The 23,108-nt window shown below is 42.3% G+C and carries 21 protein-coding genes; 10 read left to right on the top strand and 11 right to left on the bottom strand.

Going from position 1 to position 23,108, the window contains the following annotated elements; translation table 11 throughout:
* Window positions 1–43: 43 nt before the first annotated feature.
* Together thrC and H3U82_RS05330 are read right to left on the bottom strand one after the other, a co-directional pair.
* Complete coding sequence (gene thrC / locus H3U82_RS05325; protein ID WP_198209549.1) at window positions 44–1,459, bottom strand: threonine synthase; 1,416 nt, start codon at window positions 1,457–1,459, stop codon at window positions 44–46.
* Between the two features lie 38 nt (window positions 1,460–1,497).
* Complete coding sequence (locus H3U82_RS05330) at window positions 1,498–1,845, bottom strand: hypothetical protein (RefSeq protein WP_025330398.1); 348 nt, start codon at window positions 1,843–1,845, stop codon at window positions 1,498–1,500.
* 168 nt (window positions 1,846–2,013) lie between these two features.
* Here H3U82_RS05330 and H3U82_RS05335 point away from each other — a divergent pair, with 168 nt between their 5' ends.
* The 4 genes from H3U82_RS05335 to recX all read left to right on the top strand — a co-directional run bounded on the left by H3U82_RS05335 (window position 2,014) and on the right by recX (window position 5,717).
* Window positions 2,014–3,327, top strand: a complete 1,314-nt coding sequence (locus tag H3U82_RS05335) for a replication-associated recombination protein A (protein ID WP_198209551.1) — start codon at window positions 2,014–2,016, stop codon at window positions 3,325–3,327.
* Window positions 3,314–4,384 carry an aldose epimerase family protein gene (locus H3U82_RS05340; protein ID WP_198209553.1) on the top strand — a complete coding sequence of 357 codons (1,071 nt, stop codon included), beginning with the start codon at window positions 3,314–3,316 and terminating at the stop codon, window positions 4,382–4,384. Before H3U82_RS05335 ends, H3U82_RS05340 begins: the two co-directional genes overlap by 14 nt.
* A 158-nt stretch (window positions 4,385–4,542) precedes the next feature.
* Window positions 4,543–5,250, top strand: coding sequence for a phosphoglycolate phosphatase (locus H3U82_RS05345; protein ID WP_084562610.1), 708 nt, complete (start codon window positions 4,543–4,545; stop codon window positions 5,248–5,250).
* Window positions 5,247–5,717: a recombination regulator RecX gene (gene recX / locus H3U82_RS05350; protein WP_084547443.1), complete on the top strand. Its 471-nt coding sequence runs from the start codon at window positions 5,247–5,249 to the stop codon at window positions 5,715–5,717. The genes H3U82_RS05345 and recX overlap by 4 nt, the downstream gene beginning before the upstream one ends.
* A 150-nt stretch (window positions 5,718–5,867) precedes the next feature.
* Here the strand turns inward: recX and H3U82_RS05355 are convergent, their stop codons facing one another.
* The 6 genes from H3U82_RS05355 to aceE all read right to left on the bottom strand — a co-directional run bounded on the left by H3U82_RS05355 (window position 5,868) and on the right by aceE (window position 14,962).
* Window positions 5,868–6,821, bottom strand: coding sequence for a bile acid:sodium symporter family protein (locus H3U82_RS05355; protein ID WP_198209555.1), 954 nt, complete (start codon window positions 6,819–6,821; stop codon window positions 5,868–5,870).
* Window positions 6,822–6,853: 32 nt separating this feature from the next.
* Window positions 6,854–7,120 (bottom strand): 30S ribosomal protein S20, encoded by a 267-nt coding sequence (rpsT, locus tag H3U82_RS05360; protein ID WP_025330392.1) that lies wholly within the window; start codon window positions 7,118–7,120, stop codon window positions 6,854–6,856.
* 121 nt (window positions 7,121–7,241) lie between these two features.
* Window positions 7,242–8,369: an AI-2E family transporter gene (locus tag H3U82_RS05365; RefSeq protein WP_198209557.1), complete on the bottom strand. Its 1,128-nt coding sequence runs from the start codon at window positions 8,367–8,369 to the stop codon at window positions 7,242–7,244.
* A gap of 273 nt (window positions 8,370–8,642) precedes the next feature.
* A complete protein-coding gene (gene lpdA, locus H3U82_RS05370; RefSeq protein WP_198209559.1) occupies window positions 8,643–10,394 on the bottom strand; it encodes a dihydrolipoyl dehydrogenase in 1,752 nt (583 codons plus the stop codon).
* Window positions 10,395–10,506: 112 nt separating this feature from the next.
* Window positions 10,507–12,144 (bottom strand): dihydrolipoyllysine-residue acetyltransferase, encoded by a 1,638-nt coding sequence (gene aceF / locus H3U82_RS05375; protein WP_198209561.1) that lies wholly within the window; start codon window positions 12,142–12,144, stop codon window positions 10,507–10,509.
* A 109-nt stretch (window positions 12,145–12,253) separates the two neighbouring features.
* Window positions 12,254–14,962: a pyruvate dehydrogenase (acetyl-transferring), homodimeric type gene (gene aceE, locus H3U82_RS05380; protein ID WP_370524438.1), complete on the bottom strand. Its 2,709-nt coding sequence runs from the start codon at window positions 14,960–14,962 to the stop codon at window positions 12,254–12,256.
* Window positions 14,963–15,914: 952 nt separating this feature from the next.
* Between aceE and H3U82_RS05385 the strand changes: the two genes are divergently transcribed.
* Window positions 15,915–16,883: a DnaJ C-terminal domain-containing protein gene (locus tag H3U82_RS05385; protein WP_198209563.1), complete on the top strand. Its 969-nt coding sequence runs from the start codon at window positions 15,915–15,917 to the stop codon at window positions 16,881–16,883.
* Window positions 16,884–16,898: 15 nt separating this feature from the next.
* Entirely contained in the window at window positions 16,899–17,165 is a 267-nt protein-coding gene (locus H3U82_RS05390; protein ID WP_078475325.1) for a chaperone modulator CbpM, read from the top strand.
* 34 nt (window positions 17,166–17,199) lie between these two features.
* On the opposite strand, the gene mtgA is transcribed toward H3U82_RS05390, so the two are convergent.
* Both mtgA and aroE read right to left on the bottom strand, forming a co-directional pair.
* Window positions 17,200–17,895, bottom strand: coding sequence for a monofunctional biosynthetic peptidoglycan transglycosylase (gene mtgA, locus H3U82_RS05395; protein WP_198209565.1), 696 nt, complete (start codon window positions 17,893–17,895; stop codon window positions 17,200–17,202).
* Window positions 17,892–18,701 (bottom strand): shikimate dehydrogenase, encoded by an 810-nt coding sequence (gene aroE / locus H3U82_RS05400; protein WP_084563911.1) that lies wholly within the window; start codon window positions 18,699–18,701, stop codon window positions 17,892–17,894. The genes mtgA and aroE overlap by 4 nt, the downstream gene beginning before the upstream one ends.
* A 534-nt stretch (window positions 18,702–19,235) precedes the next feature.
* On the opposite strand from aroE, the gene H3U82_RS05405 reads away from it, so the two are divergent.
* From H3U82_RS05405 to H3U82_RS05415, 3 genes are all read left to right on the top strand, one after another.
* Entirely contained in the window at window positions 19,236–20,636 is a 1,401-nt protein-coding gene (locus H3U82_RS05405) for an MFS transporter (protein WP_370524559.1), read from the top strand.
* Window positions 20,637–20,710: 74 nt separating this feature from the next.
* Entirely contained in the window at window positions 20,711–21,055 is a 345-nt protein-coding gene (locus H3U82_RS05410) for a P1 family peptidase (protein WP_198209568.1), read from the top strand.
* A gap of 39 nt (window positions 21,056–21,094) precedes the next feature.
* The gene (locus tag H3U82_RS05415; RefSeq protein WP_198209569.1) at window positions 21,095–21,460 is read left to right on the top strand and encodes a hypothetical protein; all 366 of its coding nucleotides are present in this window, start codon (window positions 21,095–21,097) and stop codon (window positions 21,458–21,460) included.
* A 100-nt stretch (window positions 21,461–21,560) separates the two neighbouring features.
* Here H3U82_RS05415 and H3U82_RS05420 read toward each other — a convergent pair whose 3' ends face one another.
* Window positions 21,561–21,920 carry an MmcQ/YjbR family DNA-binding protein gene (locus H3U82_RS05420; protein WP_037489287.1) on the bottom strand — a complete coding sequence of 120 codons (360 nt, stop codon included), beginning with the start codon at window positions 21,918–21,920 and terminating at the stop codon, window positions 21,561–21,563.
* A gap of 109 nt (window positions 21,921–22,029) precedes the next feature.
* Between H3U82_RS05420 and H3U82_RS05425 the strand changes: the two genes are divergently transcribed.
* On the top strand, window positions 22,030–22,872 hold the full coding sequence (locus H3U82_RS05425) for a P1 family peptidase (protein ID WP_198209990.1): 843 nt from the start codon (window positions 22,030–22,032) through the stop codon (window positions 22,870–22,872).
* The last annotated feature ends 236 nt before the right edge of the window (window positions 22,873–23,108 follow it).

Raw genomic sequence — 23,108 nt, forward strand, 5'->3', positions numbered from 1 at the left:
AACCATGCCGGCCTTTAATATTTAAAAACGCTTACATCTACTTTTATTTACCTAATTGTTTTTCCACAAACCGTTTAACCGCAGCCGCATCATTATCCATCACGGTAACATGCTGTGGTAAATCTTCCAGTCCGTCTAGATTATCAGGGCGCGGTATGGTTACATCACTTCCAACTGCCTCATGAATGGTCTGTGCAAATTTAGCTGCCAGAGCAGTTTCCAGACACACAATGATTTCGCCGGCTTCGCGCAACTGTCGCGCTACCTTTACGCCATCTGCTGTATGCGGATCAATCAATTCATTGTCTTCCCGATACACCTGAGCAATGGTTTGCAAACGATCAGCATGAGTACTTTTACCAGCAGCAAAACCATACTGATGCTGAATTTTATTCAGCATATGGCTTAAATCAAATCCCTCACCAGCTGCAACCTGCTGCCAGAGTTTTTGCACATGGGAACCATCATGGTCAAGCAAATCATAAACAAAGCGTTCAAAGTTGGAAGCCTTGGAAATATCCATAGACGGGCTTGAAGTAACAAATGTATGTGCCGCATCACGGGGACGATAATGCCCAGTATTGAAAAATTCATTCAACACATCGTTTTCATTTGTAGCAACAATCAGGCGATGAATAGGCAGCCCCATGCTTCGGGCAATATGCCCTGCGAGCACATTACCAAAATTACCACTGGGTACGCAGAATGAAACCTTCTGTTCATTTGTGCTGGTAGCCGCAAAATAGCCCTTAAAGTAATACACCACCTGCGCAACAATACGACCCCAGTTGATAGAATTAACTGTACTTAAATGATAGTATGCCTTAAAAGCATGATCATTCTGCAGCGCTTTTACAATATCCTGGCAATCATCGAACATGCCTTTAACAGCAATATTAAAAATGTTATTGTCTTTCAGGCTATACATCTGAGCACGCTGAAAATCACTCATTTTTCCATATGGCGACAACATAAATACATTTACCCGCTTTTTGCCGCGCAGAGCATACTCAGCAGCAGAACCGGTATCGCCACTGGTGGCGCCGATAATATTCAGAAAGCGGTTTTCACGTTCCAGCACATACTCAAACAAATTACCCAATAATTGCATGGCCATATCTTTAAATGCCAGCGTCGGACCATTTGAAAGTCCTTCAATCAGAATTCCATCATGCAAAGTTCTGACCGGAGTAATCTCATTACTTCCGAATATTTCTTTTGTATATGTCTTATTAACTATCTTCTGTAAATCTGCTTTAGGAATATCAGTAGCAAACAGACTGATAATCTGCATAGCCAGTTCAGCATAACTTAATGACCGCCACTCATGAAGAGTAAATGTATCAATATGCGGATAGCTTTGTGGTAATAATAAACCACCGTCATCTGCCAGACCTGCCATTAATGCCTGACTAAAACTTTTTGGCGCGGTCTGCCCTCTGGTACTAATGTATTTCATTGTTTCTCCCGTATGATTTAATCATATTTGAGCTATAGTTAATAACGCTGGAATCTTATCCTGCATACTCTGGCCTGAGATACAGTAAATTCACGCACTCTTTGCTGACGAACCTGCGGATCGACCATTTTTGCAATTTCTTTAATGCTGAGTTTTCGACTTGCATGTACTGCAATACAGTTACAATCCTTTTGACTGATTCTTTTGATGATAAATAATTCTGTCAACTGTTTATTTACCGATTGACCAAACTGACGCTGACATTCCTGATCGATCATATATCTGCCAATACCAGATATCAGCCCGTATTCTGATTTTCTGTCATAATTTATATAAGCCCCTATCACTACAACTACAAAAACCAGAAAAAACAATATTTTACTCATACAATTTCTTCAGTTGGATTAAATTTAAGTCTAGAATACAACTTTTCTTATTTATACAATATATAACCATACTGATTATACCTATAATCCAATGGTTACCAGCCCTGCAAAGTTTTCATAATCAGGTACAATATATTACACGAATTATCGTGTACTGAATGACACGTTATGGATTTATTTAATCAGAAACCTTTACCACCACTGGCAGAACAGTTACGCCCGAAAAATCTGGACGAAGTAATCGGGCAGCAACACCTGATTGGTGCAGGTAAACCTCTGCGTGTTGCTGTAGAAACCGGACATCTGCATTCCATGCTGTTATGGGGTCCTCCCGGCGTGGGTAAAACCACTCTGGCACGGATTCTGGCACAAAGCTTTAATGCTCTGTTTATTCCTTTATCAGCGGTTTTTTCCGGAGTAAAAGAAATCCGTACTGCGGTTGAAAAAGCTCAGTTGGCTTTACAACAGGGACAACGCACCATACTTTTTGTCGATGAAGTACATCGCTTTAATAAATCACAGCAGGATGCATTTTTACCTTATGTCGAAAACGGCTTATTTACTTTTATAGGCGCTACAACAGAAAATCCTTCTTTTGAGGTTAATCCGGCACTACTAAGCCGATCACAGGTGTATACCCTGCACTCACTCAGCATTGAAGAACTGAAACAATTGCAAAATAAAGTTTTCAGCCTGCCTGAGTTTCACTCATTCAGTATCAGTTCGGATGCACAGACATTAATCCTTAACAGCGCTGATGGTGATGGCCGGCGTTTTCTGAATTTACTGGAACAACTGATTCATACCGCACAAGCACAGCAGCAAACTGAAATTAGCGCAGAGTTAACTGCCGGCAGTCTTGGCACGCAATTACGCCGTTTTGATAAAGGCGGCGACAGCTTCTACGAACAAATTTCTGCACTGCATAAATCAGTACGCGGATCTCATCCAAATGCCGCTCTGTACTGGTTTACCCGGATGCTGGATGGTGGTGCTGATCCCCGCTATCTGGCAAGACGTATAATCCGTATGGCATGGGAAGATATTGGTCTGGCTGATCCAAGAGCGATGCAAATAGCCAATGATGCAGCGCAGACTTTTGAACGACTTGGCAGCCCTGAAGGGGAACTGGCTCTGGCACAGGCAGTACTGTATCTGGCGTGTGCGGCAAAAAGCAATGCCGGTTATCTTGCGTATAACGAAGCCTGTGCTTTTGTCAAAAAACACCCTTCCAATGAAGTACCGGTTCATTTACGCAATGCACCGACTAAGTTAATGAAAGAGCTGGGCTACGGGCGTGAATACCGCTATGCCCATGATGAACCTAATGCCTATGCGGCCGGAGAAACCTACATGCCTGAAGGGATGGATGAACCGGCATTCTATCAGCCGGTAACTCGCGGGCTGGAAATTAAAATCGCCGAAAAACTGGCGTTCTTACATAATCTTGATGAAGAGGCCGGACAGAATGAAATCAAATGATCATTCATTATGTACGATTAGTACTCAGCCATTCGGTTTGGTAGACGGTGAAAGTGCCACATTGTGGACACTGACAAACAGTCAGGGGATGCAGGTATCTGTTATGGATTTCGGTGCCATAGTTACCTCGATCATCATGTCTGACAGAGATTGTAATCCTGTGCAATGTGTTCTGGGTTTCAATAATGCTGAGGATTATGCCAGCACCAGTTATCGTACCAACAATCCCCATCTGGGCGCTGTAATCGGACGGCATGCCGGACGCATCAGCTTTGCCCATGCACCGCTCAACCATGAACTGCTCCACCTGACTGCTAATCAGGGAGAACATCATATGCATGGCGGATATACTGGTTTTGATCAGAAATGGTGGAAAGTATGTGCTACCCACAATGATGAACATTGCGCTTCGGTTACCATGCATCTTTTTAGTGCCGATGGTGAAGAAGGCTATCCGGGTAACCTGAATGTACAGGTATGCTATACCCTGACAGTAAATAACGAACTGAATATTGATTTCAGCGCTGAATCAGATCGTGATACTTTAATTAATCTGACTCAGCATAGTTATTTTAATCTGGCTCTGAGAGAAAGCACGATCAGCGAACATCAGTTATGGCTGTTACCGCAAGAAATCATTGTGACTGATAAAGATATGATACCAACTGGTGTTATTCATAAAGCACCGGCAACGCTTGATTTCCATTCAGCACGTCCCATAGGCAGCAGTATTATTGATACTGCGTATGTATTACCTCCAAATTCAGCAAACAACATTGTTGCGCGCTTAAGTGCTCCGGATACCGGTTTGTCCATGGCGGTAAAAACAGATGCGCCTGTAATGGTGGTCTATAATGCCCAAAATCTGCCTGAGCAGCAAATACCGGCACGTAAATCACTTCTGCCATTTGCAGCAATCTGTTTTGAACCACAAGGCTATACAGATGCTCCGAATCACCATGCATTTCCGAATAATATTCTGCATGCCGGTACAAAGTTTAAACAGCATATAGCTTATATATTCAGCCGTGATCCCATTCAGCCAGTTATAAACTAACTGCAACCGGATGAATTGCCTGTAGTTTTATCCAGCTATGTCTGAACCTAAATAATACCGAATTGCTAAACAGAGTAAATATACTGCTACCGGCAGCCTTACTGGTTATTTGAACATGATAAAATAAACATGTCTTTTACCCAATCAATAAGCCAATCATGAAATGGAATGATATTCATGCCATAGCATTCGATCTGGATGGTACCCTGGTCGATTCAATCGCCGATTTATGTGCTGCTGCCAATCATATGCGCGCGGAACTAGGACTGTCACCACTGCCAGAATCTGAACTGACTACCTATGTAGGTGACGGTTTATCCAGCCTTGTACACCGGGCTCTCAGTGGTGATCGGGACGGTCTGGTGGATGAAACAATCTGGACACAGGGATTTACTGCTTTTATTTCCTATTACCGTACTCATTTGAGTGTTCACACCCGCCCCTATCCTGAAGTAGAAACCGCACTGGCATTATTCCGTGCCCGTGGTTTGCCTTTAGCAGTAATCACAAATAAAAATGAAATTCTGGCAGTGGAATTATTATGTGAGCTTGGATTGGCTGATTCATTCAGTTTGGTTGTGGGTGGTGATACACTGGCTGAAAAAAAACCCTCTCCTATGCCTTTATTGCACACAGCAGAAGTATTAGGCGTACCCGTCGGAAATTTACTGATGGTTGGTGACTCTGCTAATGATATTCTGGCAGCTAAAGCAGCCGGAGCTTTAAGCTGTGGCGTCACATGGGGTTATGCAGATATGGCACAGCTGGCAAAAAACACACAGACTAAACCGGACATTATTGTTGATCATCTGCCTCAGATTGATGATGGCATACGTCATCATGCTAACAGCGAAATCCGTGCATGAAGCAAAAAATCAGTTTACGTGCCCGTGCCATTGCCCTACTGGCACGGCGGGAAATCAGCAGAGCTGAGCTGGCACGTAAACTGCATCCTTATGCAGATGAAAACGACAATCTTGAAGCATTACTGGATGAACTGGCACAAAAGCACTGGCAATCAGATGAGCGATATACGGAAACTTATATCAATAGTAAAAGCCGGCTGCATGGTAATCTGCGTTTAGAGCAAAGCCTGAAGCAAAAAGGTGTGGATGCAGCTCTGATTGCAGATTATTTACCAGACAGAGAACAACAGATAAATAATGCTATAGCTGTTTTGCAAAAAAAATATCGTCAGCCTCCCGCTGACTTAAAAGAAAAACATAAATGTATGCATTTTCTTGCTTACCGCGGTTTTAGTATGGATATTATTCACTCAGCTATCCGCCAGGCGTGGGCTGATACTTCGCTGCCTGACGAAGATGAATACTGATTATAATGCCAGGTACTGACTGCACATCCTAAAAATACAAAATTTCGTCTATATACATACAAAATCAATACCTGTACACTTAATTCAGCAAAGCATTATTCAATAAAAAAGCCCGGACTAATAACCGGGCTTTTTGGTATATCAAATTAATTAATGTAAACTAACATCTTCACGTTTCACATGGTCGTTACTTGTACCTGTAGGCTTTCCCGACCAATAGCTGGCGAGAAATGAACCGGAAATATTATGCCATAATGAAAATATTGCGCCCGGTAAAGCAGCCATAGAACCAAAAAAGTTAGATCCCAATACTGCTGCCAGACCAGAATTCTGCATCCCTACTTCCAGAGCCAGTGTGCGACAGATGGATTTATCAAAACCAAACAACCGTCCCCCCCAGTAACCGCCAATCAGCCCTAAAGCATTATGCAAAATCACACCAATAACAACAATTACCGTCTTTATTCCAATTTTATCGCTGCTTAATGACACCACAGTTGATAGCACAATAATAATCATACACATCGTTATCAGTGGCAGTGAAGGTATAATTTTTTTTACCAGTTTCGGCGCAAAATAATTAATGCTTACCCCTATAGCAATAGGTAAGGCAACAATCAGCAAAATTTCCCTGAGCATATTTACGACAGGTACTTCAATTGATGCTGCTATATAAAGTTTTGCCAATAGTGGTGTAGCAAAAATGCCCACTACAGTAGACAAGGCACTGATTGTGACAGACAGTGCAACATCACCTTTGGATAAAAACACCATCACATTCGAAGCAGTACCACTGGCCACACACCCTACCAGCACCATTCCTGCCTGCAATTCTGGCGACATGTTCAGCAATCTGGCAATCAGCCATGCGGCCAGTGGCATAATCAGATAATGCAGACCAATACCTGCCGCAATAGGCGCCGGCCGCTTCAATACCCGGGTAAAATCCTCAATTCTCAGCGTCATGCCCATGGATAGCATCACCAGCATCAACATTTCAGAAATATAAGATTTCAGAGGAATAAAAACGGCAGGATTATAATAGGCAAAGATAGAACATAAGGCTGCCCACAATGGGAACAGCCTCGTGATAATAGCAATCATGAGAATCGTCTCATGCAATGACAAAAATCAGCTTAAGCAGCCATAGCCTTGATTTTGGCAGCCAGACGGCTTTTATGACGTGCAGCTTTATTTTTATGGAAAACACCTTTATCAGCAATGCGATCAATCACTTTAACGCTCTCGCTATAGGTAACCTGAGCAGCTGCTTTATCACCAGCTTCAACGGCTTTCAATACTTTTTTAACCGCAGTGCGAAAAGCGGTACGCAAGCTAGCGTTATGGGCACGTTGTTTCAGTGCCTGACGGGCGCGCTTACGAGATTGTGCACTATTGGCCATCAATATCTCCTAACATACATATACAAATCATGAAACGCAGAATTTTAATGACTTCACAGCATAAATGCAAGTACCGGTGTTGTTTTTTCAGCAGGCAACATATAAAAACAAGAAGCCAAGATTACCTGTCCTGCTGTGTTTTTTCATCCTTGATTATGCTATTTTCCGGCAATTTGCGGAAATAATCACTTCTCCAGTACGCCTGAGTTCCTTCCCGAATCAATACCAGACATATTGCAGCCAGTGGTAACGCCAGCAGCATACCGACAAAACCAAGTAACTGCCCGAATGCCATCAATGAGAAAATAACCCAGAACGGAGACAGACCAATTCTGTCGCCTACAATTTTCGGAGTGACGAAGAAACTTTCCAGAAACTGACCAATGGCAAACACACCCCAGACAAGTAACAGTCCTGTCCAGCCATCAAACTGCAACAATGCTGCCAGCGTGGCCAGCAGCAAACCGGTAAAAGCACCCAGATAAGGTACAAACACCAGCAAACCGGCAATCATACCTATGGCAAATCCGGATTCCAGCCCTACCAATGCCAGCCCCAGACCATAAACCATGCCCATAATTACCATTACCAGCAGTTCGCCGCGAAGGAATTCGCCCAGTACCGTATCCATATTGGTAGCGATACGATTATAAGTAGGTAAGGCACGGCGCGGAATCAGATGCCGGATACCGGAGGTCCAGCGATTCCAGTCCAGCAGAAAATAATATAAAAGAAAAGGCAGTAACAGCAGATTGGTCACCCACTCTACCATACCACTGCTATGCTGCCATACTACAGGTAAAACTTTGGAAGCGGCATCTTTAATACTGGCATTATGAGTTTGAATCCATTGTGCTACATACTTGGACATATAATCCGCATCCCAGCGGATACGGATATGAAATGTCTGATTAAGCCATGGAACAAGCCGGTGATGCACCCAGTCAAGAAATGCGGGCAGTTTCTCATAAATACTGTCCAGCAAATTAATCAGCATCGGTATCACAATCAGCAGCAAAATCACAATAACACTCAGTCCCAGAAACATCACCAGCATTGCTGCCAGCGAGCGGGAAATTTTTAGACTATGCAGTTTTACTACCAGCGGATTTAAAATATAGGCCAGTACTCCGGCTGCGGCAAAAGGCATTAAAATCGGTTTTAGCCCTACAAATAGACCGATGGTTGCCAGCAGTACCAACCCTCCTATAATCCAGGGGGCAATACCAGAAGAGGTTTTGCTGTTCATATTCATTCAATTACACTCATACTGATTAATAAAAATATAAGCTCACAGCAATACACGGATAGTGATTTATCAGCATATTTATTTTGATAATAGCTGAATAAGCGCAGTACTGGAATGTCTAAATGTAACTTACGTATCAGATACTGATATTTTTTTGCAAATATTATTCAATTTAACCAGCTGATTTAATCAATTGTTTCCGAATTTACCCTTTTTCCAATAAAAAAGCTGTCCGGAAAAATCGGACAGCTTGTGACATAAGAATTTTAGTTCTTACTTTTTACGCTGTGGTGGCAGATCAGTACACGTACCCATAGCGACTTCAGCCGCCATACCTATTGATTCACCCAGCGTCGGATGAGGATGGATGGTGCGACCGATATCATCTGCATCACAACCCATTTCAATAGCCAGACAGATTTCACCAATCATATCGCCAGCACTCGGACCAACAATTGCACCGCCGATTATCAGTCCACTGTCGGCGTCAAAAATCAGCTTAGTTGCACCCTCACTGCAACCATTGGCTACAGCACGGCCGGAAGCAGCCCAAGGGAATACAGATTTAGTGATTTTTACCCCGTCTTTTTTCGCTTGATCTTCTGTCATGCCTACCCATGCAACTTCCGGATTGGTATAAGCCACTCCGGGGATAACACGTGCATCAAAATACGCCTGATGACTGGCACAATTTTCAGCAGCCACATGGGCTTCATGTACAGCTTTATGCGCTAACATCGGCTGACCCACAATATCACCTATGGCAAAAATATGCGGTACATTAGTACGCATCTGCTTATCTACATTAATAAATCCGCGTTCTGTAACGGCCACTCCAGCGTTTTCTGCGCCTATCAGTTTGCCATTGGGTGCACGACCGGCCGCAACCAGAACCAGATCATAGCGTTGCGGCTGTGTCGGAGCTTTAGCGCCTTCAAATGTCACGTAAATACCATCTTCTTTAGCTTCAACAGCTGTGGTTTTGGTATTCAGCATAATATTATCAAAACGATGTTCGTTTTTCTTCTGCCAGATTCTGACCATATCACGGTCAGCACCCTGCATCAGACCATCCATCATTTCTACCACATCCAGACGTGCGCCCAGTGTGCTGTACACTGTACCCATTTCCAGACCAATAATACCGCCGCCGATTATCAGCATTTTTTCCGGCACAAATTTCAGTGCCAGAGCGCCTGTTGAATCAACAATGCGCGGATCTTCAGGAATAAACGGTAAATTAACTACGCGACTGCCGGCAGCAATAATGGTATTTTTAAAAGCCAGTGTTCTGGTTTCACCGGTTTCAACACGTCCTTCACCTGAAGTCAGTTTGACTTCAATATGATGCGGATCAATATAACGACCATTACCGCGAATAATATCAACTTTACGGGTTTTAGCCATGCCGGCCAGACCGCCGGTCATTCTCGCTACTACTTTTTCCTTGTAGCTGCGCAACTGGTCGATATCAATTTTTGGTGCCGGATACTCAATACCATTGGCTTTCAGTTCTTTAACTTCATCGATTACAGCTGCATTATGCAGTAAAGCTTTGGATGGAATGCAACCAACATTCAAACAAACACCGCCCAAAGTTGCATAACGTTCCACGATGGCAACTTTCAGGCCTTCATCAGCTGCGGCAAAAGCTGCAGAATACCCACCCGGGCCGCCGCCAAGTACAACAACATCGTACTCAGCATCACTGCTGCCGGAGTAACTGGCTGCCTGAGGTGCTGCTATCGGTGCACTTTCAGCTGCAGGAGCACTTGCTGCAGGTTTAGCTGCAGCTTCTACTACTGCAATCACACCACCTTCAGAAATTTTATCACCAACTTTAACTTTAACCTCTTTCACCACACCGGCTGTTTCTGCCGGTACATCCATCGTGGCTTTATCTGTTTCCAGCGTAATCAGTGTGTCATCTACCGCAACGGTATCGCCCGGTTTGATTTCTACCGCAATAATATCGACATCTTTATAATTGCCGATATCCGGTACTTTCAATTCAATTAAGCTCATGGTCTTACCTTTTGCCTGACTGTTGCATCAGATACAACAGTAATTGCCTGTATTTCATGTATACAGGCTGCCAGAAACCAATCTGTTTTCAGGCAGCCTGTTATTTAAAAACTTACAGAGATACGCGGCGGAAATCAGCCAGCAGCTGGCTGATAAATACCAGAAAACGCATACCGGCCGCACCATCAATCACACGGTGGTCAAAAGACAGAGACAGCGGGCATTGTAAGCTCGGCTCAAATTCCTTACCATTCCAGGTCGGTTTGATCTGTGATTTACAAACGCCCAGAATAGCCACTTCCGGTGCATTAACAATAGGCGTAAAGCCTGTACCGCCAATACCGCCTAAAGAAGAAATGGTGAAAGAAGCGCCTTGCATTTCCTGAGGTTTCAGCTTGCCTTCACGGGCACGCTTACTCATATCAGCCAGTTCTTGCGTGATTTCTTTCAGACCTTTCTGGTCAGCGTTTTTAATAACCGGCACAACCAGACCATTCGGCGTATCAGCGGCAAAGCCGATATGAATGTATTTCTTCAGAATCAGGTTATCACCATCAAGCGAAGAATTAAATTCAGGGAATTCCTGTAATGCTTTCACGCAGGCCAGAATAATGAAAGCCAGCGGAGATACTTTAATACCTGCACGCTCCCATTCTTTATTCAGCTGTTTACGGAAAGCTTCCAGATCTGTCATGTCTGCATCTTCATGCAAGGTAACATGAGGAATCATTACCCAGTTACGAGCCAGATTCTGACCGGAGATTTTCTTGATTCGTGACAGTTCTTTAACTTCAATTTCACCAAATTTGCTGAAATCTACTTTAGGCCATGGCAATAAATCCAGCCCGCCTCCGAGAGAAGCACCACTACCACCCTGCTCAACCTTCTGCATAACCGATTTAACAAATTCACGCAGATCAACAGGGGTAATGCGCCCTTTACGTCCACTACCACTCACACGTCCTAAATCTACGCCAAGTTCACGAGCCAGTTTGCGTACAGACGGGCTGGCATGGGCTTTTTCAAAACCTTTCTCATCAATATCAGAGCTGCCAAAAGCCTGAGGCACGTGGCTTTTAATTTCGGCACGTAATTCATTATTTTCAGCAGATGGTGTGGCAGCAACCTGTTTTTTGATTTCAGAAGCTTCTTTTTGTTCCGGTGTTAACGGTGCAGCAGCACTTGCCGGAGCAACAGACACTTCAATCAGAGCACTTCCTTCTGATACTTTATCGCCAACTTTTACATGTACAGCCGTTACTTTACCGGCAACAGTAGACGGTACATCCATCGTCGCTTTATCAGTTTCCAGGGTAACCAGTGTCTGATCAACAGCCACATCATCACCAACCTTAATATCTACTTCAATTACATCAACATTCGAGAAATTACCGATGTCCGGTACGTTCACAGCAACAGACTGAGCAGCTGTACCGGCTGCTTCGGTAGTTGTTGCCTTAACCGGAGCTTCAGTAGTGGTACCAGCAGATGAAGATGCACTTGCGGCAGCAGAAGTTTCTACTTTCACAATCACATTACCTTCAGATACTTTATCACCTACTTTAACCAAGACTTCTTTCACCACACCAGCCTTATCAGCAGGAACGTCCATAGTGGCTTTATCTGTTTCAAGCGTAATCAGGGTATCGTCTACCGCAATGCTATCGCCAACTTTGACCGCCACGTCAATAACATCGACACCGGTATAATTACCGATATCAGGCACTTTTATTTCTACAATCTGACTCATCATTATGTCCTTTGATGACAGCAGGCTTAAGCCTGCGTCCGACAATCATTAGCTTGCACAGCCAGCAAAACCTGCCTGAAATCCGAATGAACTTCAGGCATTGGGTTTATTAACGTGCCCAGCTCGGTTCTACATCAGCCTTGATACCATATTTATTGATGGCATCCTGTACCACCTGTTTACTGATCTTGCCTTCATCAGCCAGACCATTCAGAGCAGCTACAGCCACGTGGTAACGGTTGATTTCAAAGAACTCACGCAAATTGTCACGGGAATCACTGCGACCAAAGCCATCTGTACCCAGAACTGTGAACACATCCTGTGGTACATAAGCACGAATACGGTCAGCAAAGTGACGTACATAATCGGTTGAAGCCACAATCGGACCTTCATGACCAGACAGTAATTGAGTCACATAAGGTACTTTCTGAGTATCGGTCGGATGCAGACGGTTGTAGCGTTCGATATCAATACCATCACGGTACAGTTCGTTAAATGAAGTCACACTCCAGATATTGGCATCAACATCGAAATCCTGTTTCAGCAATTCTGCTGCAGCAATCACTTCCTGCAAAATAACACCGGAACCCATTAACTGCACTTTCAGTTTACCGCTGCTACCTTCCTGCAACAGATACATACCTTTCAGAATCTGCTGTTCGATTCCCTCACGCTGCGGCATAGCCGGATGTTTATAGTTCTGGTTCATCAGAGTGATGTAATAGAACACATCTTCACGATCTACATACATGCGCTGCAGACCATGCTGAATAATGACAGCAACTTCATAAGAGAAGGACGGGTCATAGGAAATGCAGTTCGGAATCAGCTCAGCCTGAATATGGCTGTGACCATCCTGATGCTGCAAGCCTTCACCGTTCAGAGTTGTACGGCCGGAAGTACCACCCAGCATAAAGCCGCGGGCACGCTGATCACCGGCAGCCCAGGCCAGATCGCCGATACGCTGGAAACCAAACATTGAATAATAAATATAGAATGGGATTAGCGGGCAATCATTATTGGAATAGCTTGTTGCAGCAGCAATCCATGAGCTCATTGCACCCGGCTCATTAATACCTTCCTGGAAAATCTGACCATTTTTAGATTCTTTATAGAACATCAGCTGGTCGTGATCCTGCGGGGTGTAAATCTGACCTTTTGGATTCCAGATAGCATACTGACGGAACAAACCTTCCATACCGAATGTACGGCTTTCATCCGGCACAATCGGCACAATCCGCTTGCCGATATTTTTATCTTTAAGCAGTGTACTCAGAATACGTACGAAGGCCATTGTTGTAGAGAATTCACGGTCTCCGCTATCCTGCAACTGAGCTTCAAATTCACTTAATGGCGGAATTGTCAGTTGCTCAGAATCAGGATGACGGTAAGGCAGGAAACCACCCAGCTGAGCACGGCGCTCTTTCATGTATTTCATTTCTTCGCTGTCTTCAGGCAGACGGAAGAATGGCAGAGTATGCTCCATCTCTTCATCAGTTACCGGAATCTGGAAACGATCACGGAACTGTTTCAAAGATTTCATATCCATTTTCTTAGCCTGGTGAGCAGTATTCTGTGCCTCACCAGAAGCACCCATACCATAACCTTTAATGGTTTTGGCCAGAATTACAGTCGGACGGCCATCCGGATTATTAACAGCTTCATAGTAAGCGGCATACACCTTATGCGGATCGTGACCACCGCGGTTCAGTGACCAGATTTCATCGTCTGACATATTAGCCACCATGGCTTTCAGTTCAGGCGTATTGAAGAAATGTTCGCGCACATATGCGCCATTCTGTGATTTATACATCTGATAATCACCGTCAACACATTCTTCCATGCGTTTTTTCAGCAAATTATCTTTATCCTGAGCCAGCAGTGCATCCCACTTACTGCCCCAGATTACTTTCAGTACATTCCAGCCGGCACCGCGGAAATTGCCTTCCAATTCCTGAATAATTTTACCGTTACCGCGTACCGGCCCGTCCAGACGCTGCAAGTTACAGTTAACAACAAAAATCAGATTATCCAGACCATCACGGGCAGCCAGTGCAATTGCGCCCTGACTTTCCGGCTCATCCATTTCGCCGTCACCACAGAATACCCATACTTTACGGCCCTGAGTTTTCGCCAGACCACGGGATTCCAGATATTTCAGCAAACGGGCCTGATAAATACCCTGAATTGGTCCCAGACCCATAGATACTGTCGGGAACTGCCAGAAGTCAGGCATCAGCCACGGATGCGGATAAGAAGACAGACCATTACCATGTACTTCCTGACGGAAATTACTCATCTGTTCTTCAGTTAAGCGGCCTTCAACAAATGCACGTGCATAGAAACCAGGTGCACTATGACCCTGGAAAAATACCAGATCGCCTTCCTGATTATCTGTTTTACCATGCCAGAAGTGATTGAAACCAACATCATATAAAGTAGCACAAGACTGAAAGCTGGCAATATGCCCGCCCAGCTCAAGATTCTTTTTGCTGGCATTTAATACCAGTGCTGCTGCATTCCAGCGCACCAGTGATCGGATTCGGTGCTCTAATTCATGATTACCCGGTGATTTTTTTTCTTTACCAACAGGAATAGTATTCAGATAGGCTGTTGTGGCACTGAACGGCATATAAATGCCTCGGCGGCGGATATAGCGCACCAGGCTTTCCATTAAATAATGCGCACGTTCAGGTCCCTCTTCTTTCAGCACCGAGCTGAGTGAATCCAGCCATTCCTGGGTTTCAATCGGATCGATATCTTGATCATGGAAGTCAGCAGACATAGCAATATCCTCTTTCATTTGGGATTGAGTCATGAACAAAACACTTTATGTTGTTGCTATTTCATTTATTATTTTCTTTATTAACCAGATGCTTTACCAAATTAATTAAAAGAAATACAAATAAATTCAAATAACTTACAATAAATCTGCATAATCTTAGTTGAATAAAAGCATATATTATTGTGATGCAACATACTGTATTTTCGTTTAAATCGTACCAGCGTAATACCTAAACAGCAATGTATTTTTACACCAATTTTCTGATTTAAAACAAATAAACAAATCATCACAGAAAGTTTATCAGAATGTGGTAAATGATTTTTACTATGCCAAAAACAGGTAATTATATAAAACAAAAGTAAATATAATAAGTTATATTAATACCAAATACGTAATTATCATTAACAAAAACTATTTTTTATTAATAAATTCAGAATTGAAATTATTTTTGAACTTCCGCACATTAATTGACATTTATTAACTAATAAATTTTATTTTATACAAACGCTATTACTGAGTAATCAATTTGTTTATTCGCTGCTTTAAACAACCAAACCTAAATCAAGTTATCAGTATCAGTTTTACTCAGACAAATGAAATTTTCTTTATTTTTTATCTTAGTTTTAATTCTTTAGAATTTTATTTATAGTTTAATGTTAAATAATTATCATAAATTGATCCCATAAAATTATTTCACATTCTGTTATTTTCAATCTCAATTTATAATTTATTTAATCTAATCAATATTATATTAGCTGGATTATTACAATTTTTCTTTACCGCATTATCAAATCAAGTTTTAATTTCTTTCAGACTTCAAAAATTAATCATTTCATTTTTATTTATCTATAATTAAAACACAAATATACATTTTATTAATTGTTTTTACTACCTAAAATAAGTACTTTAAATCTTAATCATTTGACCTTATTTTGATTTAAATAGTATTTTGAAAACGAATAGAAATTTCAGCAAAGGATAAAATATGGCTGAACGCAATTATTATGAAATTCTCGGTGTTGATCGAAAGGCCAGCGAAGACGATATCAAAAAAGCCTATCGTAAACTAGTTCGCAAATATCACCCTGACGTGAGTAAAGATCCTGATGCCGTAGCCAAAACTAGTGAAATCAATATTGCTTATGAAACCTTACATGATAAGGAAAAACGGGCTGAATATGATGAAATGCTGGACAATCCGTTCCGGCATAGCAGCCGGCAGGCTGGAGGTAGCCAGGGTGATTACAGTTATCAGCAGTATGATTTTGACCCAAGTCACTTTGGTCAGAACGGAGCCTTTGGCAATGGCGATTTTCGTTTTGACGACTTATTCTCTGCTTTCGGCAGCAGTGCAAGACAAGGCTTTCAACAACGCCGAAGCGGTCCGGTAGGCGGAGAAGACCAGCATGCTGAGCTGGTTATTGATATTGCCGCAGCCTATCAGGGAGCACAGCGTAATTTATCCCTGGATATGCCTACACTGAATGCTCAGGGGCAAATGGCTTATGAGCGTAAAACACTCAATGTAAAAATTCCGGCAGGGATTACTGAAGGTCAGCAAATCCGGCTTAGCGGTCAGGGATTACCTGGTTTTAACGGTGGTTCATCCGGAGATTTATATTTAAAAATCAGTTTCCGTAATCAGGATAATTTATATGTCCAGAACCGTAAAGATGTTTACCAGCGTATCAACGTTGCTCCCTGGACTGCTGCATTGGGCGGTAAAACAGATATTACTACTCCGGCCGGCAAACTGAGTGTCAATATTCCTGCCAACAGCTACAACGGGCAGAAAATGCGCCTGAAAGGTAAAGGTATACCGGCAAAAGCAACCGGTGATTTGTATCTGCTGATAAATATTGTGCTGCCACAAGCCAGTAACGAAGCAGACCGTGCCGCATGGCAGGCACTTGCCACGCATTACGCCGGTTTTAAACCACAGAATCATGTTTGATAACAGGAGCGAAGAATGAATAAAAATCAACAAGATATTGAATTAAGCTTTGATGATCTGGTTCGTGCCTGTGACAATCAGAGTAACTGGATATTAAGCCTGATTGCTGAAAGCGTTATTCCTGTTGAACAAGAACCGCAATTGGCGCGCTATAGTGGCTACCATATGGCTATTGCCCGCCGCGCATGGCGTATTCATCGTGATTTTGATGCCAGTGCGAGTGCCACTGCACTGATTCTGCAATTACTGGATGAAGTAGAAGATTTACGCCGACGCGGTTAATCCGGAGTGAGTAATTAACCAATACTCTTTGCAGTTACTGGTCATTATCCGGCAATTGTGCAGAACCCATTCGCCGTAAAATAACATTGGCTTTACGGCGGATTTCTTTATCTCGCGGATGATCAATGTAATACAGCGGTCTGGGTACACGCGCAGCGAGTTTGGCTGCCTGCTGCGGAGACAACTGCATGGCGGTTCGTCCATAAATCGTTTCACTGGCCGCTTCGGCACCGTATACCCCATATCCCCACTCAATTACATTCAGATATATCGCAAAAATCCGGTCTTTATTGGTTGTAGCTTCAAGCAGCGAAGTAATCACTGCTTCTTCTGCCTTACGCCAGTAACTGCGACTTTCAGATAAAAACAGATTTTTAGCCAGCTGCTGACTGATGGTTGACCCGCCAGCCTTAATATTACCCTGACGTTCATTTTTTTTAATTGCCGTACGGATACCATTCCAGTCAAAACCATCATGTTCGGCAAAACGCGCATCTTCTGAGGCAATCAGCGCTTTTTTCAGATTGGGCGAAATACGGTTGTAAGCTACCCACTGATAATTCAACTGCGTATCCGGACGGGTTTCAGCCAGCTCATGCATACGTAACAACATAAACATGGTACGGTGCGGCGCCACTGTCCGATAGATTAACAGACTGCCATAAATATAAACATTAAACAGCAAAAACAGCGTAACAAGCACAATTAACAAATTACGCACGATTTTCATGACCGTTCCATTTCTTTACGTATCTGCTCGGTTACCGGCCGGATATCAGGATTAAAACCATGCCACAATGCATATGATGCTGCTGCCTGCGCTACCAGCATACCAAGACCATCAGCCAGATTCCGGCACCCTGCTTCATGAGCCTGAAGCAAAAAAGGGGTGAGCTTTGCCGAATACATCATATCGTAAACCAGTTGCGCTCTTGCCAGTACTGGCGCAGACACAGATAATTTCTGTCCGTGTAAACTACCTGAGGTAGCATTGATAATGACATCATATTCCGGTTTTATCTGCGTTACCGCACACCAGTTTACATTATGCTCCTGAGCAAGCAGCTGCGCTTTTTCAACTGAACGGTTAGCAATGGTCAGTGAAGCCGGCAGTTGCTGTAAAAGCGGCTGAATGACACCACATGCTGCTCCACCCGCTCCCAGCAGTAATATATGTTTATTACTCAGAGAAAAAGACAATAATTCTTCAATTGCCCGCACCAGACCGATACCGTCAGTATTGTCTCCCAGCAACTGTCCGTTGCGCCAGAATAAGGTATTAACAGCTTTTGCTGCTTTAGCCCGTTCAGTCAGCACATCAGCCAGAATATAAGCCTCATGTTTAAAAGGCACAGTAACATTAGCCCCGGTTCCGCCAGCTTTAAAAAATTCTCTGGCTTGTGCAGCAAAATCATCTAAAGCAATCAGACGCCGCTCATAAATTAACTTTTGACTGTGCTGAGCAGCAAAAGCCTGATGAATTTGCGGAGAACGACTATGCGCTACAGGATTACCTAATACTGCAAATATACTCATTGACTCCCCTCTGCGATGTAAATAACTGTTGCCATTATCCAGACTACACCGGTCAAAGGCAAAACCCTATCATAAAACCATTAATTTTTCTTTCATGATAAGCAGACTCTGACTTTCATACGCATGCATATCTGGCCACTAAATAAATTACTGACTGAATAAAATTAGTTTTTTAGCCTGAAAACCAGACCAATTAGCAACAATTGTAAAAATTTATTTTTATTTAACTTCAATTTACCGTATGATTTACCCACGCTTACTCTTTAATTTTCGGATTATCGATTAGCTGTAATAAAACCTGATTACATCCAGGTAAACACAAAACTACTTATCAATCAGCTGGCATTTAATCAATCAGCACGTTCAAAAAATAATTTGATATCAGGCCAGCATCTGAAGCAAAAATTTTTATGCAATGCATATTGCAATGCCAATTGATATAGTTTTTATCAGGATGAATCATGCATACTCGCCGGCCTGTCACTTCTTCACACATTCAATAAATTACCCTTACACGTTAAACTGGGGTATGCCATCGGACAAATGGCTGATTCACTTGCCTATAATCTTTTTTATGTTTTTTATCTTTTTTTTCTGACAAACGTTGCCAGCATTCCTGCTGCTCAGGCAGGTACCATTGTTCTGATTGCTGTTATCTGGGATGCTGTAGCTGATCCGCTGGTAGGTCAGTTTTCAGATAATATCTGTTCACACTGGGGGCGGCGCAGACCATTAATGCTGGCAGCTATTCTGCCATATACCCTGCTATTGTTACTGCTCTATACTGATATTTCATCTCTCAGCACCAATCAGAAAACGGTTTATTTCACCATAATTGCCATTCTGTTCTGGTCTGCTTACAAAATTTACGTCATACCTTTCTACACTTTAGGTGCAGAAATGACCAATAACTTTGATGAACGTACTTCGGTTCGGGTATGGGCGGGTTATGCACTTAATGCAGCCGTTCTTGTATCTTCTTGCGCTCCGCCGCTGATTGTTAAATGGATTGTAGATCATGGATTCAGTGTCAGCAGCGGCTGGCACGGCGTGAGTGTGATATTTGCTGTTCTGACTTTACTGAGCGGACTCACCTGCTGGTTTCTGACTCGTGGTTATGAACTGCCTGTCCGGCAAAAAACAAGCCGAATACACAGCAGAAACCGGCTTCTGGCTTTTATTCGCGAAGTTATCAGTAATATGATTGAAATCTGGCGTCTTTCATCAAGTAAATTTCTTGGCGCATCAGTTTTTTTCTGGTCGGCTGCTTACGCGCTCAGTACCGGAGCCTTATATTATTTATTCTTAAACAACATGGCATACAGCGAAAAAGATGCTGCGATCTGTTTTTTGATTTACAGCTTACTGGCTCTTGCCTGGCTCCCCGCTGTAAATTATACCGCACAGAAATTTGATAAAAGAAATGTCTATTATCTGTCTATGCTCATCAGCTCAATAGGCACAGGCGTATTCTTTTTTTGCGGATTTCCTAACAGAACTATGCTGATAATTTTTTTAATTCTGCTGCAACTTGGTAATAGTTATTTTTGGACTATATATTATTCCATGATGTACGACATTAGTGAGCTGGATGATTTTATTAACAACAAACGAAGAGAAGGAGCAATTACAGCCCTGATGTCATTCTTACAAAAATTCGGTAGTGCACTGGCCATTTGGTTTATTGGTTTTTATCTGGAGAAACATGGATATATATCATCCACAGGTCAGGAAACCATTATTCAGCCACCACTGGCACAACAGGCTATTCTGGAATTAAACACATGGATTCATGCATTAGCCGGTATTATTGCTGCACTGTGTGCCATTGGTTATCCACTGACCCGCAGCCGTTATCAGGCATTACTTACCGCTCTTAAAGCAAAAAAAGAGCAGCAGCCGTACACCACCAGTAATTTCAAACAACTATTGTAAAAATACTGCAAAAGTTGATTTTTACAATATAATCAAGATAAACAACATGATACATGTAAAAAAGGAGAAATATTATGACTAAGAAACGTGCACGGGAATTAGGAATTCCTCTAACCGGCACCGCTGGCAAAAACAATGCGATAACCGATGTATGCGGCATTGAAGTTGGCTACAGTACCGTTATCTATGGTACACCAGATGATTATACAGGTCCTGGTTCAGCCTTTGCCCGTACTGGCGTAACCGCTATTTTGCCCAGAGGTAAACAACGCAGTGCTGTATTCGTCGGCAGGCATGATTTAAACGGTAATGGAGAATTAACCGGCACGCACTGGCTGGATGATTCAGGTTTAATGCATGGTCCGGTACTCATTATGAACAATATGATTCAGAAGATGATATTGAGGCATTACGAATAAAAGCAGAGGCTATTTGCACAAGAATAAAATAGGGCTAATATGGGAATAAAAGTAACGGGCATTGATAGATGCATAAAGAGCTTTGATAAAACTATAAACAGAACAACAAAAAATGCGGTTAGAGCGATGCACGCGTCAATGATTGTAGGAGCTACACAAGCGGCAATCTACACTCCTATAGACACATCAACATTAATTAACTCACAATATCGGGAGGTCGTCATTAATAGCACTCGTATCACTGGTAGAGTTGGTTACACTGCAAATTACGCGGCTTATGTTGCAGACCCATCTATAAAAATGAAATTTAAGCGCCCTACTGCTAAAAAAGATTTTCTAAATGAGGGCTTCAAAGATGTAGAAGCTGAAATACTAGATATCTTTAAACGTGAATTATTTCGTTAAAGTTATAATCAATATATCAACCGCCTGATTGGCGGTTTTTTGTATTAAACAAAATAGATGCTTAAGGAAATAAACAAATATATTAAGGCTAAGGCTAAAATTACTTTGAAGTTAAGTGATAACTTTCAGTCAGTAAATCGAATATTTCTTTATCTGATAAATGTCCAGAAAGAATAATGCTGATCCAATGTTCTTTATTCATATGATATGCAGGCAAAATACCTTCTTTTTTCCTTAAAGAGCCTATATGTTCAGGTCTTGCTTTAATATCCAGAACATCAATCTCTTTATCGTCTTTTAGTCCAAGTTTTGAACCAGATACATTCATAACAATAGCATACCATTTATCACCATCCTGATGATGGCGCAATACTGCATAGTTAGGTAAATTTTCCCAAAGATAGTTAGGTTCTGAATGAAAATGTTTTTTGGCATAGTTAAATAATGTTTCTCTATTCATTATAATCTCCTAAAGATGTTGGATATAGAAAATACAAATTAACTGCATGTGAGTTTACTCATATAAGTATAACAATATAGTTGACTTGGAATAATCAAAATCATAAAAAATAAATAGCCCAACCAATACTAACAGCGTAGGTATTGTTCGTGATACCACCAGCAAATGGATGATAGATAATCACTTTTATTTTCCATATATTAACAATGGTCAGCCTGTAGACGGCGTAGGATATTTTTATCCGGTAGTGGGCGAAACATGGGACGGGTTATTAAACGACATTAATGGTTTTCATATCAGACCTGAACATGCACTTGAGGCTTTAAATAATGCACACGCAGGTGCCATTGCTGAAGGTAACGTCGGTGGTGGCACCGGCATGATCTGCCATGATTTCAAAGGCGGTACCGGCACCGCATCACGTATAGTCAGCACAGAAGCCGGTGAATTTACTCTGGGTGTACTGGTACAGGCCAACCATGGGATGCGTGATACTTTTCAAATTTGCGGTATTCCGCTGAAAGATGAATTTGGCCCTGAAACCATGCCAGTAATTAATACTTTTGCCCCCAAACCGGGAACAGGATCTATCATTGTGATTCTGGCTACCGACGCCCCGTTACTTCCCTGGCAACTGAGTAAACTCACCAAACGTGTCCCTATTGGCATCGGCTTACTCGGTGCTTATGGTGATAACGGTTCCGGCGACATTTTTCTGGCTTTCTCTACCGCTAATGAAAATGCTTACAGTCTGGGCATCAGCAAAATTGATATGCTGAGTGATGAAATTATTGATCCGCTTTATATTGCTACAGTAGAAGCAGTTGAAGAAGCAGTATTAAATGCTTTATGTGCAGCTGAAACCATGGAAGGTCGTGACCACAATCTGGTTCAGGCACTACCGCAGGATCAACTGTTAGCTATTTTGAAAAAATACGGAAAAATCAAATAAATAATTAATATTTATTCATTTCAGCCCGTTAATTATGAGTTGATAGATAACTTACGGGCTGAAACAAATCAATACAATTCGATTCAAATATCAGCATTCCGAATCAATAACATAAGAAAATTTGAAATAACGCCTTTTATTTACCGTTAATATTCTGCCTGATACATCAACCTGGCTCTTCCTTATTTCCTGACAATATTTGATTTATTAAATTTTTCTGTAGTGAATATCTAAAT

Source organism: Snodgrassella sp. W8132 (genome assembly GCF_016100865.1).
GTDB classification, from domain to species: Bacteria; Pseudomonadota; Gammaproteobacteria; order Burkholderiales; family Neisseriaceae; genus Snodgrassella; species Snodgrassella alvi.